The following is a 16,000-nucleotide window of genomic DNA, read 5'->3' as shown; positions in this document are numbered from 1 at the left end:
AGCAGATGCGCATCCTCGCCAAGCTCAACGAGGCTGAGGCATTCGAGACGTTCCTGCAGACCAAATATGTCGGCCAGAAGCGCCTCAGCCTTGAGGGTGGCGAATCCGTCATCGCCCTTCTGGATGCTGTTCTGCAGCGTGCGGCAGAAGAGGGCCTCGAAGAGGTTGCCATCGGCATGGCCCACCGCGGCCGCCTCAATGTTCTTACGAACATCGCAGGCAAGACGTATGGCCAGGTGTTCCGTGAATTCGAGGGAACCCAGGATCCCCGCACGGTTCAGGGCTCGGGAGATGTGAAGTACCACCTCGGCACCGAGGGCACCTTCACCGCCCTCGGCGGCGAGCAGATCCCCGTATACCTCGCGGCGAACCCGTCGCACCTTGAGGCTGTCGACGGCGTGCTCGAGGGCATCGTTCGCGCGAAGCAGGATCGCAAGCCGATCGGCACGTTCCAGGTTGTGCCGATCATGATGCACGGTGACGCGGCCATGGCTGGCCAGGGCATCGTGGTCGAGGTGTTGCAGATGTCGCAGCTTCGCGGCTACCGCACGGGCGGCACCATCCACGTGGTTGTGAACAACCAGGTCGGTTTCACGACGCCTCCCGGCGAGGGCCGCACGTCGGTCTACTCGACGGATGTCGCCAAGACCATCCAGGCTCCGATCTTCCATGTCAATGGAGACGACCCCGAGGCCGTTGTACGCGTGGCCCAGCTGGCGCTTGAGTTCCGTCAGAAGTTCCACAAGGACGTCGTTGTCGACCTCGTCTGCTACCGCCGCCGTGGCCACAACGAGGGCGACGACCCCTCGATGACTCAGCCGCTCATGTACAACCTCATCGAGGCTAAGCGCAGCGTTCGCACGCTGTATGGCGAGGCTCTCGTCGGTCGTGGCGACATCACCGAAGAGGAGTATGCGGCGGCCCAGGCCGACTTCCAGGATCGACTCGAGCGCGCATTCGCCGAAACGCATGCGGCGCAGACGCATTCGATCCCTGTCGTTACCCAGGATGCCGGGGCGATGACCGACCTCGAGCGGCCAGAATCCCAGCAGGACGACAGCGCTGGCGAGCCCGAGACCACGGCCGTCGCCGAGTCCGTGATCACCGCGATCGGGGATGCTCACGGCAACCCGCCCGCCGGCTTCACGGTGCACCCCAAGCTTCAGGCACTGCTCAAGAAGCGCGTCGACATGAGCCGCAACGGCCTGGTCGACTGGGGATTCGGTGAGCTGCTCGCCCTCGGTTCGCTGCTTATGGAGGGCACACCCGTCCGGTTCGCCGGCCAGGATGCTCGCCGCGGCACGTTCGTTCAACGCCACGCTGTGCTCCACGACCGTCAGAACGGCCAGGAATGGCTGCCGCTGCTCAACCTCAGCGACAACCAGGCCCGTTTCTGGATCTATGACTCGCTGCTGAGCGAGTACGCGACGATGGGCTTCGAATACGGGTACTCCGTGGAGCGTGCCGATGCCCTCGTGCTGTGGGAGGCACAGTTCGGCGACTTCGCTAACGGCGCTCAGACCGTGATCGACGAGTTCATCTCGTCGGCCGAGCAAAAGTGGGGCCAGCGTTCAAGCGTTGTTCTTCTGCTGCCGCACGGGTACGAAGGCCAGGGTCCCGACCACTCGTCGGCCCGCATCGAGCGTTTCTTGCAGCTGTGTGCTGAGAACAACATGACGGTGGCCAGGCCATCGACGCCAGCGTCGTACTTCCACCTGCTGCGCCGCCAGGCATACGCCCGTCCGCGTCGCCCTCTCGTGGTGTTCACCCCGAAGGCGATGCTTCGCCTGCGCGGGGCCACGAGCGACATCGCGGACTTCACGAACGGCAAGTTCGAGCCGGTCATTGATGACGCCACCGTTGTCGATAAGGGCGCGATCAAGCGCGTCGTTCTCCACGCCGGCAAGCTGCACTACGACCTGCGGAACGAGCTCGACAAGCGCGGCCAGACCGATGTGGCGCTCGTCCGGGTGGAGCAGTACTACCCGCTCCCCCTCCGCGAGCTTTCGGCTGTGCTCTCGCAGTACCCGAATGCCGATCTGCTGTGGGCTCAGGAAGAGCCTGAGAACCAGGGAGCCTGGCCGTTCATCTGCATGGAACTGCTGCGCAACCTGCCCAACCGCGAGCTCAAGGTTTCGTCGCGTCCTGCATCCGCCTCACCGGCGACGGGCTCGACTAAGCGCAGCGCGCAGGAGCAGGCTCAGCTCATCGAGAAGGCTCTGGACGTCTAGAACCAGATCAACGAAACAGGGGCGGGCATCCGATTGGATGCCCGCCCCTGTTTCGTTCAGAAGACGGTGTCGTTCAGCAAGCTCTCGCGGCGGTGCCTCGCACCTGCCGCGATGGCGTGCCTAGTGGCTGGACTGGATCTCGCGAATGCTCAACAGGACCTGTGCGCGCAGATCTTCTGGCGCGGTCTCTCGACAGGCTCGCTGCACTGCGATCGTCAACACCTCACCGATGTGCGCTTCGTTGGCGCAGTCGGGGCAATTGGCAATGTGGTCGCAGATGTCGGCTGCGTCGTCGGCCTTGAGCTCGTTGTGGAGGTACTCCTCGAGTTCTGCCTTTGCTTTCTCACATCCGCAGTCGGTCATTTCGTGCTCCTGGTGGTGGCGGAATCAATTCCGCGGTCGGTCGCGTAGTCCGCGAGTAGCCCCCGAAGAAGGCGGCGTCCGCGGTGGAGTCGGCTCATCACTGTGCCGACGGGTGTCTTCATGATGTCGGCGATCTCTTGGTAGGCAAAGCCCTCGACGTCGGCGAGATACACCGCAAGCCTGAAATCTTCGGGGATTGCCTGAAGGGCATCCTTCACTGCACTATCGGGCAGGTGATCGATCGCCTCAGCCTCCGCGGAGCGCGACGACATCGACGTCGTCGATTCGGCTCCCCCGAGCTGCCAGTCCTCGAGATCATCAATCGTGCCCTGGTAGGGCTCTCGTTGCTTCTTGCGATAGGTGTTGATGTAAGTGTTCGTGAGAATGCGGTACAGCCACGCCTTGAGATTGGACCCTTGCTCGAAGCGCGCGAAGGCGGCAAACGCCTTGACGAATGTCTCCTGCACGAGGTCCGCGGCGTCCGAGGGGTTGCGCGTCATCCGCATCGCCGCTGCATAAAGCTGGTCCATGAACGGCATGGCCTGTTCTTCGAACAGATCCCGAAGTTCTGTAGAGGTCAGGCTCGGCTCGGAGGCATCATCGAGGACACCGTCTTCTGCAGGCGAACCAAAGAGGTCAGTGTCGTCGTGGGGGGTGCCCGGAGTTGCGTCAGCCATCATCGACAAGCTTAGTTCTCGCATGCCTGAGGACGGGGCGAGCGTTCGCTCAACGATAAGGGTCACGCCGTCTCCTGCCTCCTGATGGCAACTGCCGATACTCTTATGAACAATGCTGATCTCCAAATATTCCAACCCCGACTTTGACCCGTACCAGGGCGAATCCCTCGTCGAGCCCGAAACGGGCCGGTGGGTCGCTCCCACCGCGAATGGGCCGCTCTCGGCTCGGCTGTCGCTGCCGGGGTCAAAATCGCTGACCAACCGCGAGCTTGTTCTCGCGGCCCTGGCCGACGGACCCTCCACACTGCGGAGCCCCCTGCACTCCCGCGACAGCAACCTCATGGTCGAGGCGCTGCGCTCTCTCGGGGTATCCATCGAGGAGACGGGCGACGGCCCGTTCGGCCCTGATCTGCTCATCACACCGGGCGAGCTGACCGGGAGCACCTCGATCGACTGCGGGCTCGCGGGCACTGTCATGCGTTTTCTCCCGCCGGTGGCCGCTCTCGCGGTCGGCCCCGTCGCCTTCGACGGCGACGCCTCAGCTCGCCGCCGGCCCATGCGCACCACCATCGATGCCCTTCGCGCCCTCGGCGTCGACGTGAGCGACGATGGCCGCGGCACACTTCCGTTCAGCCTCTACGCGATGGGGACCGTCGAGGGCGGCGAACTCGAGATCGACGCTTCGGCGTCAAGCCAGTTCGTTTCTGGACTGCTTCTCGCAGCACCACGATTCACGCGTGGACTGCATCTGCGCCATGTCGGCAAGCATCTGCCGAGCATGCCGCACATTGAGATGACAATCGAGACTCTGAGGGCGCGCGGAGTATCCGTGCACTCCCCCTCTGCGGGCGAGTGGATCGTGGCCCCCGGCCCGATCGCCGCACTCGACGTTGACATCGAACCAGACCTCTCCAACGCGGCCCCGTTTCTCGTTGCGGCGCTCGTCGCGGGCGGCACCGTCACGATCGAGGGGTGGCCGGCCGAGACCACTCAGGTCGGGGCCCACCTGGCGCGCATCCTTCCGCTCTTCGGCGCAACGGTAACGACCGTTGACGGAGCGCTCACGGTGGACGGTGGCGCCGGCATCGTCGGCGGGCGTTCCGTGGCCGGAATCGACCTCGATCTGAGCGAGGGCGGCGAACTTGCCCCCGCGATCGTCGCCCTGGCGGCGCTGGCAGATAGTCCGAGCCGAATAACCGGAATCGGGCACCTCCGAGGCCATGAAACCGATCGCCTCGCAGCGCTTGCTGCGGAGATCAACGGTCTCGGCGGCTCTGTCACTGAGCTGGAAGACGGGCTTGAGATCACCCCGCAGACGCTCAGCGGCGGGCCGTGGCGTACCTACGAAGATCACCGGATGGCAACCGCAGGAGCCATCATCGGCCTCGCCGTGGAGGGGGTAGAGATCGACGACATCCGCACGACGAGTAAGACTCTCCCGCAGTTCGCTGACCTGTGGACCGGTCCGCTTCTCGGTCGTGGCGCCCCCACGACACCATCCGGGCTGCTGTAAGCGAATGCGCGGCACAGTGTGAGCTGGATCAACGACACGGACGACGACGACCCGTACGCCGACTACGAGGCCAAATCGAGGCCCAACCCCAAGGGCAACAAGCCTCGCACCAAGACGCGCCCGCAGCATGAGGACGCCGTCATCGCCAGAGTGCTGACCGTCGACCGAGGTAGGTACTCGGTGCTGGTCGACGAGGACGGCCCCAACGAGCATCCCGTTACTGCTGCCAGGGCGCGGGAGCTTCGCCGGCAGTCCATCGTGACGGGCGACCGCGTCGACATCGTCGGCGACACCACTGGAGACGAGGGCTCTCTTGCCCGCATCGTACGAATCCGAGAACGCGATACGGTGCTGCGGCGAAGCGCTGACGACACCGACGAGGTCGAGCGCATCATCGTGGCGAACGCCGACCAAATGCTCATCGTTGTGGCAGCGGCGAACCCGGAGCCGCGCACCAGGCTCGTACATCGTTATCTGGTCGCGGCGTTCGATGCCGGAATCACCCCTATTCTCTGCATCACCAAAACAGACCTGGCCGACCCTGCCGACTTTCTCAAAGACTTCGCAGGGCTCGATCTTGAGATCATCACGAGCAGCAGCGACGACCCACCCATCGCCGAGCTAAACGCGGTGCTGACCGGCCATTCCACCGTGGCCGTCGGCCACTCCGGCGTGGGCAAATCAACGCTCGTCAACGCGCTCGTTCCCGATGCGAATCGGGCAACGGGCCATGTGAACGAGGTGACCGGTCGAGGCCGCCACACCTCGTCGTCAACAATCTCCTACCGGGTCGCCGGTGGCTGGATTATCGATACCCCCGGTGTGCGCTCGTTTGGCCTCGGGCACGTCAACATCGATAACGTGCTCCGCTCCTTTCCCGACCTCGAAGACATTGCGGCGGAATGCCCTCGCGGATGCACGCATCTGCCTGGGTCGATCGATTGCGAGCTCATCGAGCGGGTGGAGGCCGGCGAACTGGGCGACGTGGGCCGGCTGAGGCTCGACTCGTTTCAGCGGATGATGGCTGCCCTGCGCTGACCCGGCCTGCACGGGAGCGCTAGCCTTGACGGGTGACCAGTTCTTCGAGCGCACCCGCCCTGACCCTCGCCGACGATCTCGACCTCGCTCAGAGGCTTGCCGACGCCGCCGATGCCATCTCGTCATCCCGCTTTCGCGCTTCGGACCTCATCGTCACGACGAAGCCGGATATGACGCCGGTGTCCGATGCCGACAAGGCTGTCGAGCAGGCCATTCGTGAGATGCTCGCGGCCGAGCGGCCCGATGACTCGATTCTCGGCGAGGAGTTCGGCACCGAGGGCAACGCCAGCAGACAGTGGATCATCGACCCCATCGACGGCACCTCGAACTATGTGCGCGGAGTGCCCGTGTGGGCCACCCTCATCTCTCTCGCAATCGATGGCGTGCCCGTGCTCGGCGTCGTCAGCAGCCCGGCTCTGGGCAAGCGCTGGTGGGCGGCAGTGGGCGGCGGCGCGTGGGTGAGTGACAACGGTGCAGAACCCCGCGCTCTTCGAGTCTCGCGGGTTGGCACGCTCGCCGATGCTTCGATCAGCTACAACAGCATCCAGCAGTGGGATCAAGCAGGTCGGCTCGATCAGTTGGTCGAGCTTTCACGCCAGGTGTGGCGCACCCGCGCCTATGGCGATATGTGGTCGTACATGATGCTCGCGGAAGGCCTCATCGACCTCGCGGGCGAGTTTGACCTCCAGCCCTATGACATGGCGGCCCTCGTGCCCATTGTGGAGGAGGCTGGCGGCACCTTCAGCTCAGCCGACGGCGAACCGGGACCGTGGCACGGATCTGCCCTTGCCACCAACGGCCTGCTGCATGAGGCGGCGCTGGCGATTATCGCCTCGGCGTAGTCTCCCGCGCGTCGAATACCGCGAAAACGAGCGACACCAGCAAGAGGCCCAGCGCCACAGCGATGCCAATGGCGAACGCGTCCCCATAGACGACCAGTCTGTCTGCAGTGGCACCTTCGCGATACACGGTTGAGTAAAACGTCGAGACGGCGGCGGCGACGCCAATCGCGGTTCCCACGCGCTGACCGACCTGGGCCACAGACCCCGCTACCCCGCCGTGCACGACAGGCACGTCCGTGAGAGTCAGCGTCTGGTTGGGTGAGATCACGAAACCACCACCGGCCCCAGCAACGCCCAAAGCCGCCGCAAGCAACCAGGGAACCGCATCCTGCGGCGCAAGCATCACTATGGGCATGGACAGACCAAAGCCCACGAAAACGAGGATGAGACCGCCGAGCACGAGCTTGCGTCCGTACTGATTGACGAGCTTGCCGCCGTACCACGAGGTAACAGCCGAGACGAGGGCAAACGGAATGGTGACCATTCCCGAATAGACCGCCGCGAGGCCGAGTCCCGTCTGCATGTAGAGCGTTGTGAGCAAGAAGATCGCCGGGGCTGCGGCAAAGTACGAGGTCGCGATGAGAATGCCGTTGCGATAGGAAGCAAGGCGAAACAGCCCGAAATTGACGACCGGAGCCTTGCCCGCCGCGAGAAAGCGTCGCTCCCACACAACGAACGCGATTGCCGCGAGAGCGAAGACGATCAGCCACAGCCAGCGGGCCGGGTCATCGTCTTGGCTGCCCGTCGTGAGCACAAACGGGAGCATGAGGCCGAAAATGGCGACGCCCAGGATGAGAATGCCCACGAGGTCGAGTTCTGTGTGAACCCTTTCGTGCACCTGCCGCCCCGGCAGAAGCCTGACGGCAAAGATCAGCGCAAGCACGCCGAGCGGCACGTTCATCCAGAACAGCAGCCTCCAGCCATCCGGTTCGCCACCGACCCCGATGAGTATGCCTCCGAGGGTGGGGCCGAAGGCCGTGGAAAGGCCGATGATGGCCCCGAATAGCCCGAAGGCTTTGCCGCGATCTTTGCCCTGGAACAGTTGCTGAATGAGCCCCAGCACCTGGGGCATGTGGATTCCGGCGGCGACGCCCTGGAGCATCCGCCCCACAACGAGCACCTCGATCGTGGGCGCGAGAGCACACAGGATGCTGCTGGCGACGAAAGCGCTCAGCCCGATGACAAAGAAAACCTTGCGGGAGTAGATATCTCCCAGTCGACCGGCGGGGACGAGCGCGAGACCGAACGCGAGCGCATACCCGGCGACGATGAGCTGCAGCTCCGTGGGGCCTCCGCCGAGCGAATGCTCGATCGTTGGTAGCCCAACGTTGATCTTGGAGAGATCAAGAATCGTGAGTGCGGCCACCGCGACGCATACCGCGAAGGCCTCCCACCGGGTCTTGTCGTTGGCGGAAGCCGCAGGATTGCTCATCGTTTCAACTCTAGAGGAGCGCATGCTCGCCCCTGAACACGCTCAGCCCCGCCGGGCGCGTCCTTTCCCGGATATAGTTGACTATGGTCATCTAATGGCATATAGTTGACGACTATCAACTTTCTCGACAGGACAACTTTGGCTTCCTCCGCACCATCAGTCGACCAGCAGCGCACGCCGCGCGAGATTCTCATCGCCCTCTCCGGACTCATCATGGGCATGTTCGTCGCGGTCCTCTCCGGCACCGTCGTTTCGACCTCCATGCCGCGCATCATTGCCGACCTCGGCGGCGACCAGGCCGCCTACACGTGGGTGATTACCGCGAGCCTGTTGGCGACAGCCGTCTCAACCCCCATCTGGGGCAAGCTCAGCGACCTCCTCGATCGCAAGATGCTGCTGCAAATCTCCCTCATCCTCTTTGTCATCGGCACGGTCGCGGCGGGCTTCGCCCAGAGCACACCCATGCTCATTGGCCTGCGCGTCGTTCAAGGACTCGGCGCTGGCGGGCTCATGTCACTGGTCTTCGTGGCCGTCGCGCTCATCATCAGCCCGCGCGAACGCGGAAAGTACATGGGGCTGGTCGGCGGCATCATGGCGGTCGCCACAATCGGTGGCCCGCTGCTCGGCGGAATCATCACCGACTCACTGGGATGGCGCGCCAACTTCTTCATCGGCGTTCCCTTTGCCGTCGCCGCCATCATCATCATCCACAAGACACTGCACCTGCCCCCGACCACCCGCACCAAGGTGAGCATCGACTACCTCGGGGCCGTGCTTCTCACGGTGGGCGTCTCACTGCTGCTCATCTGGGTCTCGATGGGCGGTGCTCAGTTCGAGTGGAGCTCGCTCGAAAGCTTCCTCCTCATCGGCGGTGCGTCAGCGGCGCTGATCGCCTTCATGGTCACGGAGTTCCTGGTCTCCGAGCCCATCGTTCCCATGGCCCTCTTCAAGAACCGCACCTTCACCCTTGCGGTCGTCGCGTCGATCGCCGTCGGCGTCGCCATGTTTGCCACCAGCGTGTTCCTCGCGCAGTACTTTCAGCTCGCCCGCGGCGCTAACCCCACCCAGTCCGGCCTCATGACCATCCCCATGGTCGTCGGCCAGATGGTTGCCTCAATCGCGATTGGCCAGCTGATCAGTCGCTTCGGAAAGTGGAAGAGCTGGGTCGTCACTGGCTCGGTTCTCGTGCTTATCGGCGTCTCGCTCATGGCGACCCTTCGCTACGACACCGACTTCGTTCTGGTCTCCCTCTATATGGTCACCCTCGGCGCGGGCCTCGGCATGGTCATGCAGAACCTCACCCTCGCCGTGCAGAACGACACCCCCGTCGAGCAGCTCGGCGCCGCGAGCTCGAACGTCAACTTCTTTAGGTCCGTGGCCGGCACCATCGGCGTCACGGTGATGAGCAGCATCCTGGCAAGCCAAGTCACCTCACGGATCTCGGGATCGCTGGCAACGTTCAAGCCCAGCTCGGAGGCAGAGATCGATGCCCTCACGGGCCTGGCGACAGGCAACTTGCCCAACGTGGCGGAGCTGCCGCACCGCATTCGATTGATCGTCGAGGCAGCGTACGGCAGCGGAATCGCCGATGCGTTTCTCATTGCCGTGCCGCTGGCATTCATCGGGCTTATCGCCGTGATCTTCTTGCCCAACAAGGCGCTCTCCACCGCCGTTGCCGGCCAGACCCTGGCAGAAACAGCTGAAGAGTCGGCAATCGACCTTGCCGAGGCTGAGATCGGCGCTGCGACCACAGGATCGATAACCGTCATGACCACACGCGAGCAGGCGGTCGATCGCGATGACCGATAGCGTGACCACCATGACCGATGGCAGCCCCACCACGACACAGGAGGAGAGCGATCGGGAGGCCGGCATCGCCGAGGTAGAGGAATACCTCGGCGCACTGTTTCACCGCGTTCGACAGACCTGGAAGGAGGCGGCGGCCAGCATCCATCCCGAGCTCCAACCAGTGGGCTACCGCATCCTCGGCGCCGTCGTTCGCCTGCGCGAGACGACCGCCTATGCCCTGGCAGACCTCCTCGACACGGATAAGAGCGTGGTGAGCCGCCAGATACGGATGCTCGAAGAGGCGCAGCTGGTCACCAGCCGCGCCGACGAGAAGGACGGCCGGGTGCGCATTCTCTCGCCCACTCCCGAGGCGGTCGAGCGGGTTTCTGCGGCGAAAGCGCGGCAGCAGAGCAAACTGCGGGACGTGCTCCGAACCCAGCCCGAGGCCGATGTGCGCGCCTTCGCCGGGATGCTGCGCCTGCTGAGCGAGTCCTAGCACTCCGGCGGAGCCGAGGCTCCGAACGGTGCCCCGAGCGGCCTGTAAATTAGTGCAGTCGTGTAACATTGCAGATTGTGCAAATAGATTCCGACACCGCTCCCTCGCAATTCGGCGAGCGTAAGGGCAGTCTCCTCCTCGTCTTCATCGGCCTCATGGTCGCCATGCTTCTGTCGTCCCTGAGCCAGACCGTTCTGAGCTCGGCGATGCCCACAATGGTGGGTGAACTCGACGGCGTCGATCACATGCTGTGGGTCATGACGGCGTTCATGCTCTCCTCCACGATCGTCATGCCCATCTATGGCAAGCTCGGCGACCTCATGGGGCGCAAGAGCCTCATGATCGCGGCGATCCTGCTCTTTATGGCGGGGTCGCTCATCGGCGCCCTCTCCGTCGATATGAATATGCTCATCGGCGCTCGGGTCGTGCAGGGGCTCGGTGGCGGCGGGCTCATGATCCTGTCCCAGGCGATCATTGCCGACGTCGTGCCCGCCCGCGAGCGCGGCAAGTACATGGGCGTGATGGGCGCCGTCTTCGCCGTATCCTCCGTGGCCGGGCCGCTCCTCGGTGGCTGGTTCACCGAGGGAATCGGATGGCGCTGGACGTTCTGGATCAACATGCCGCTGGGACTTCTCGCCCTCGCCGCCGCCGTCTTTCTGCTGCACCTGCCCAAGCGCGCCACAACATCCAAGCCCAAGATCGACGGGTGGGGCATGGCCTTCCTCGCCCTCACGACCACCTGCATCGTGCTGGTCGCCTCGTGGGGTGGCAAAGACTACGCATGGGATTCTCTTACGATCATCGGCCTGATCGCGGGAGCCGTCATCGCCGCCGTGGTCTTTGTGCTGATCGAGCGCACGACGGCGGAGCCGATCATGCCCCTTCACCTGTTCCGCGAAGCGAACTTTAACCTCACGACCATCGCCGGACTGCTCACGAGCATCGGCATGTTCGGTGTCATCGGATATCTGCCCACCTACCTGCAGATGGCCTATGGTTCAACCGCCATGGAGGCTGGCCTGCTAATGATTCCCATGATGCTTGCCCTGCTGCTCACCTCAATCGTCTCGGGCGCGCTTGTCAGCAAGTACGGTCGTTACAAGGTGATCCCCATTGTCGGCACCTTCATCGCCGCTGGCGGCCTTGCTCTGCTCGGCACGATCACGCCAGAGACTCCCGTATGGCTCTTCTGCATCTTCGTGGCAGTGATGGGAGTCGGCCTCGGCGCGAGCATGCAGATTCTGGTGCTCATCGTTCAGAACACCTTCCCGAACCGTGAGGTCGGCACTGCAACGGCGGCCAACAACTACTTCCGCCAGATCGGCGCATCACTCGGCGCTGCCGTGATCGGCAGCCTCTTCACGAGCCGACTCGTCACGGAGCTTAGTGACCGGCTTCCTTCCGGCGGCGGAGCGGGTTCCACCAACTCCCTCACGCCCGATATGGTGCACCACTTGCCGGAGGCGGTGCAGGATGTCATCGCGCTCGCCTACAGCAGCGCCCTCACTCCCCTGTTCTTTGCCATGGTGCCGGCCATGGTTCTCGCCGCCGTGCTGCTGTTCTTCGTTAAAGAAAAGCCGCTCGCCACGACGATTGAGCGGGATGTTATGCCCGAGGCCATCGCCGAGGGACAGCTTCTGATCACATCGGACGAGCCGTCGGCGTATGAGACCGACGCCGCCGCTGACGCGGCTCCCCACCGCTAGCGCGCGAAACCCCGAGCGCTCCGACGCGAGAGAATGACGCTATGGCGGAGTTCACAGTGCGCGGAGGGCTCGGCGCTCGAGTCGACCACGAGATCGAAATCACGCGCTCCCGTTTTCTCTGCCGCATCGTGCGGGTTGACACCGAAACGGCGGCGAGAGCTGTGATCGAGGATGCTCGGCGCGAGCACTGGGGCGCGCGCCATCACTGCTCGGCATTCATCCTGGGTTCCGCATCGCTGCCGTCGCAGATTCGCCGGTCGAACGACGACGGCGAGCCCTCGGGAACCGCCGGCGCACCCATGCTCGAGGCCCTGGCCGGCCGTTCACTCATCGACTGTGTCTCCGTTGTCACGCGCTACTTCGGAGGGGTGCTCCTCGGAGCCGGCGGCCTCACCCGCGCATACTCAGACGCTGTGCTCTCCACGATCGAGATCGCCAAGGCCGAGGGCAGGCTCGTAGCCCGAGAACGCCGTGAGCTCTTTGCGTTAGCCCTCTCGCACACCGATGCCGGGCGCATCGAGGCAGAACTTCGCCAGAGAGGTGTCACGGTGCTGGGCACCGACTATGGCACGCAGGCCGTTCTTCGCGTGGCGGGAGAGCGTGCACAGCTTGACCCGATCGTGGCCTCCGCAACCTCCGGCGCACGCCAGCTCGAGCCACTCGGCCACGAATGGATCGACGTCGACTGGGGCGACGCCGCGCAGCGCTAGGCCGAACAGCGCTAGGCCGGGCTCGGTGCCGACTCCTCACCACCACGGGATGAGACTGCCGACAACGCCCTGGCCACAGCATCGACCGTGGCCACAACATCGTCGGGACCCGTGCGCCACGAACTCACGGAGAATCGGATCACGACCCTCTCGCGCCATGCGCTGAGCGACGGCATGATCACGCCCTCCTCGATGATGGCGGCGAAGACGGCCCGAGTTTGGGCATCGCTCGCGCAGGCGCACGTCACCTGGCTATAGACGACATCGTTGAGCACGGTGACCCCGGCAAGCTCCCCGAGCCCCTGAGCAATCGCCTGGGCCGCTGCTACGAGTCCCTCAACCAGCTCGGCCACGCCGTCCCGGCCCAGGGAGGCCAGCGCCGCCCACACCGGGACGCCCCGCGCCCGGCGAGAGAGTTCTGGCACAAGCTCGTAGGGGTCGACCGTCGACGCCGTGAGCAGATAGCTGGCATGAATTCCCATCGAGGCCCTCATCCTGGCGGCATCACTCACCACGGCGATGCCGCAGTCGTAGGGGGTGTTCAGGGTCTTATGAGCATCCGTCGCCCATGAGTCGGCGCGTCCGAGCCCCGCCGTCAGATGAGCGAGAGTCGGGGTGGCCGCCGCCCACAACCCGAAGGCTCCATCAACGTGAACCCAAGCGCCCGCCCGGTGTGCCACCTCAACGAGCGACTCGAATGGGTCAAACGCGCCGGAATGGATGTTGCCGGCCTGCAGGCACACCACCGTCGGCATGTCCGGCGCCGTCGCGATGGCTCTCTCCAACTCGCTCGGCAGCATTCTGCCCTGCTCGTCGGCCCCGATGCGGTCGGGAACGCCGAGGCCGAGGTATCGAAGCGCTAGTTCCACCGAGCCGTGTGATTCCTCGCCCACAAGCACGCGGACGCCGGGAGACCCGACAAGACCACGCTGGGCGACATCCCAACCGCGCTCTGCGAGCACAGCATCCCGAGCAGCCGCAAGACACGTGAAATTGGCCAACGTGGCGCCGGTGACGAATCCCACACCGGAGTCAGACGGCAGAGAGAGCAGATCCAGAATCCATGTAGCGGCGATCTCCTCCGCCGCGACAACTCCCGGAGTTGAATCTCGCATTCCGGCATTTTGATCCCACACCGAAACAAGCCAGTCCGCGGCTAGGGCTGCGGGCAGCGTTCCGCCCATCACCCAACCGTAGAAGCGCCCGGATCCGCTCGCCATGAGGCCCGGCTCGACGGCCGCCACGAGCCGGTCGACGACCTCGGACGTGAGAGCGCCGTGTTCGGCGAGCTGCCTGCCCAAGCGGTCCGCCGCATCGTCGGCGCTTCCCCTGGCGGGCACCGCACGGTCCGGATAGACCGTGAGCCATCGCCGGGCATGTCCAAGAACAGCCTCAAGGGCACCATCTGCGGGTTCCTGCCGCGCATTCACACCGCAATGCTCATCCCCCGGGCGCCCATCCGCAAGGGGCTCACCTGCGCCTAGCGGTGGCGGTCTCCGAGTTGCAGCGGTCAGCTAGTGGCGGCGGTCGGCCTCAACCTCGTCCACTGTTTCGGCCGACTCCGCAACCGGCAATGCGACCGAGGCCTCGGCGATGGCTCGGCGGCCTGCTGGAACTGTCACGGCCACGATGACGACAACGAGCATCAGTGACCCTGCCACGACAAGAAGAGATTGGACGCTGACCACATCGGCGAGCGGCCCGAACACGCCCATGCCGATGGGCATTGCCACGGCCATCACGATTCCCACAAAGCCGAACACGCGCCCCTGCTTCTCGGGTTCGACCTTCTCTTGCAGCAACGTCATCGCCGGGGTCGAGAAGTACGGCACAGCGAGACCAAATATGAACATGAGGGCGAAGAAGACGTAGAGGTTGGTCGTGAGCCCCATGACCAAAGTGATGAGGGCGAAGGCCACCGAGGTGAAGATGATCATTCCCACACGGTTCTTGGTGCCAGCCCAGATCGCAATGAGGATGCCAGCGAGCAGCATTCCCACGCTGAACGAGAGCTCGAGCACCGTGAGCTTCCACACCTCTTCGCCGAACGTTCGAGCCACCATAAGCGGCGTGAGATACGAGGGCGCCGCTGCGAGCAGAAAAACAACGCCAAACAGCAGCAAGAGCCAGCGGACGAAGGTGTGGTTGGCCACGTAACGCACGCCTTCAACGAGGTCAACGAAGTAGGGCACGTGCTCGTCGGACGCGCGGCGGATGGTGGCCACCGGCACCAGAATGAGCATGCCGATTCCGATCACCGCCGTAACGACATCAACGAAGAAAATCGATACCAGCGATGCCGTCGCATAGAGCACACCGGCAACCGCCGGAGCAAGAAGCGCCATCGCCGATTGGATGGCGCCGTTGATTCCGTTGACCCGCATGAGCTGGTCTTGCGGTGTGATCTGCGGAATGAGTGCCGATACTGCGGGCATCTGGATTCCGGCCCCCGTCGACCTAATCGCCAGGGTCAGAAAGATCAGCCACAGGTCGTAGATGCCGAACATCATGAGCAGCGCTAGAGCCAGCGTGGTCAGCGCAATTGTGGCGTCCGCCAGAATGATGAGCACCTTGCGGTTCACCCGGTCGGCCCACACTCCGCCGAAGATGGACATGATCGCCTGAGGCAAAAACCCGAACACCGCCGCAAGCGCCATGACGACACCCGACTTCGTTTCGAGCGTCAGGTGCCACATCACCGCATACTGCACGAGCATCGAGCCAAAAAGGGACACCGTTTGGCCCGAGAGAAAGAGGGCAACGTTTCGGCGCCAGGTTCGGTCGGTCATGACACCCATTCTTCCCAGCCCCGCCGACATCGCCACGGCTTTCTCCGGCACGGTAAGCATCCGCGCAAGGGACGACTCTGACAACAAAACAACAACGCGCGACAGCACCCATGGTGGAGATGCGGGGAATTGAACCCCGGTCCACTGCTGTGGTCATGTGCCTTCTACGGGTGTATCCAGCGAAAGCGTTCTACTCGGCTCCGGAATTTGCCACTGGCGGCTAAACCGACGAGCCCAGCCAGAGTGCAAGTCCCCCGTAGCCCTCAGGCGTAACTACGGAGCAATCTCTCTAGATGACGTCAGGATCCGGGTAGAGAGCATCCCCGGGCTGACGGACTTTTTAGTGCGCTCGCTTAGGCAGCGAGGGCGAAGTCAGTGCGTGATTTATTGGCACTTATAGTTTGCAGACATCGTT

General features: G+C 64.0%; 13 protein-coding genes and 1 other RNA gene. 8 read left to right on the top strand and 6 right to left on the bottom strand.

The window, feature by feature from the left end; genetic code table 11:
• Positions 1 to 2,231 (top strand): multifunctional oxoglutarate decarboxylase/oxoglutarate dehydrogenase thiamine pyrophosphate-binding subunit/dihydrolipoyllysine-residue succinyltransferase subunit (locus AC062T_RS06600; protein ID WP_476028504.1); only part of this gene is annotated, 2,231 nt, incomplete at its 5' end.
• A 120-nt stretch (positions 2,232 to 2,351) separates the two neighbouring features.
• Here AC062T_RS06600 and AC062T_RS06595 read toward each other — a convergent pair.
• Complete coding sequence (locus tag AC062T_RS06595; RefSeq protein WP_108515643.1) at positions 2,352 to 2,594, bottom strand: zf-HC2 domain-containing protein; 243 nt, start codon at positions 2,592 to 2,594, stop codon at positions 2,352 to 2,354.
• A complete protein-coding gene (locus tag AC062T_RS06590; protein WP_476028502.1) occupies positions 2,591 to 3,271 on the bottom strand; it encodes a sigma-70 family RNA polymerase sigma factor in 681 nt (226 codons plus the stop codon). The genes AC062T_RS06595 and AC062T_RS06590 overlap by 4 nt, the downstream gene beginning before the upstream one ends.
• Positions 3,272 to 3,383: 112 nt before the next feature.
• Between AC062T_RS06590 and aroA the strand changes: the two genes are divergently transcribed.
• Genes aroA through hisN form a run of 3 tightly spaced genes read left to right on the top strand, consistent with a single transcriptional unit; the run spans position 3,384 to position 6,664 of the window.
• On the top strand, positions 3,384 to 4,784 hold the full coding sequence (gene aroA, locus AC062T_RS06585) for a 3-phosphoshikimate 1-carboxyvinyltransferase (protein WP_476028501.1): 1,401 nt from the start codon (positions 3,384 to 3,386) through the stop codon (positions 4,782 to 4,784).
• Positions 4,785 to 4,802: 18 nt separating this feature from the next.
• A complete protein-coding gene (gene rsgA / locus AC062T_RS06580) occupies positions 4,803 to 5,822 on the top strand; it encodes a ribosome small subunit-dependent GTPase A (RefSeq protein WP_476028499.1) in 1,020 nt (339 codons plus the stop codon).
• A 32-nt stretch (positions 5,823 to 5,854) separates the two neighbouring features.
• Positions 5,855 to 6,664: a histidinol-phosphatase gene (hisN, locus tag AC062T_RS06575; RefSeq protein WP_476028497.1), complete on the top strand. Its 810-nt coding sequence runs from the start codon at positions 5,855 to 5,857 to the stop codon at positions 6,662 to 6,664.
• Here the strand turns inward: hisN and AC062T_RS06570 are convergent.
• Positions 6,648 to 8,096: an MFS transporter gene (locus tag AC062T_RS06570; protein ID WP_476028495.1), complete on the bottom strand. Its 1,449-nt coding sequence runs from the start codon at positions 8,094 to 8,096 to the stop codon at positions 6,648 to 6,650. The two genes, hisN and AC062T_RS06570, sit on opposite strands and share 17 nt — an antisense overlap.
• Before the next feature lie 105 nt (positions 8,097 to 8,201).
• Between AC062T_RS06570 and AC062T_RS06565 the strand changes: the two genes are divergently transcribed.
• The 4 genes from AC062T_RS06565 to AC062T_RS06550 all read left to right on the top strand — a co-directional run bounded on the left by AC062T_RS06565 (position 8,202) and on the right by AC062T_RS06550 (position 12,796).
• Entirely contained in the window at positions 8,202 to 9,905 is a 1,704-nt protein-coding gene (locus tag AC062T_RS06565) for an MDR family MFS transporter (protein WP_476028493.1), read from the top strand.
• A 10-nt stretch (positions 9,906 to 9,915) separates the two neighbouring features.
• Positions 9,916 to 10,380, top strand: a complete 465-nt coding sequence (locus AC062T_RS06560; RefSeq protein WP_476028491.1) for a MarR family winged helix-turn-helix transcriptional regulator — start codon at positions 9,916 to 9,918, stop codon at positions 10,378 to 10,380.
• A 77-nt stretch (positions 10,381 to 10,457) separates the two neighbouring features.
• On the top strand, positions 10,458 to 12,086 hold the full coding sequence (locus AC062T_RS06555) for an MDR family MFS transporter (RefSeq protein WP_476028489.1): 1,629 nt from the start codon (positions 10,458 to 10,460) through the stop codon (positions 12,084 to 12,086).
• A gap of 41 nt (positions 12,087 to 12,127) precedes the next feature.
• The gene (locus AC062T_RS06550; protein ID WP_476028487.1) at positions 12,128 to 12,796 is read left to right on the top strand and encodes an IMPACT family protein; all 669 of its coding nucleotides are present in this window, start codon (positions 12,128 to 12,130) and stop codon (positions 12,794 to 12,796) included.
• 11 nt (positions 12,797 to 12,807) lie between these two features.
• Here the strand turns inward: AC062T_RS06550 and AC062T_RS06545 are convergent, their stop codons facing one another.
• The 3 genes from AC062T_RS06545 to ssrA all read right to left on the bottom strand — a co-directional run.
• Positions 12,808 to 14,226: a pyridoxal phosphate-dependent decarboxylase family protein gene (locus tag AC062T_RS06545; RefSeq protein WP_476028485.1), complete on the bottom strand. Its 1,419-nt coding sequence runs from the start codon at positions 14,224 to 14,226 to the stop codon at positions 12,808 to 12,810.
• A gap of 84 nt (positions 14,227 to 14,310) precedes the next feature.
• On the bottom strand, positions 14,311 to 15,585 hold the full coding sequence (locus tag AC062T_RS06540; RefSeq protein ID WP_476028483.1) for an MFS transporter: 1,275 nt from the start codon (positions 15,583 to 15,585) through the stop codon (positions 14,311 to 14,313).
• A gap of 111 nt (positions 15,586 to 15,696) precedes the next feature.
• Positions 15,697 to 16,000, bottom strand: a transfer-messenger RNA (tmRNA) gene (gene ssrA / locus AC062T_RS06535); the annotation flags it as partial.

This window comes from Homoserinimonas sp. (genome assembly GCF_056262345.1).
The sequence above is the reverse complement of the archived record's forward strand: the minus strand, read 5'-3'. Positions and strand labels throughout refer to the sequence as shown.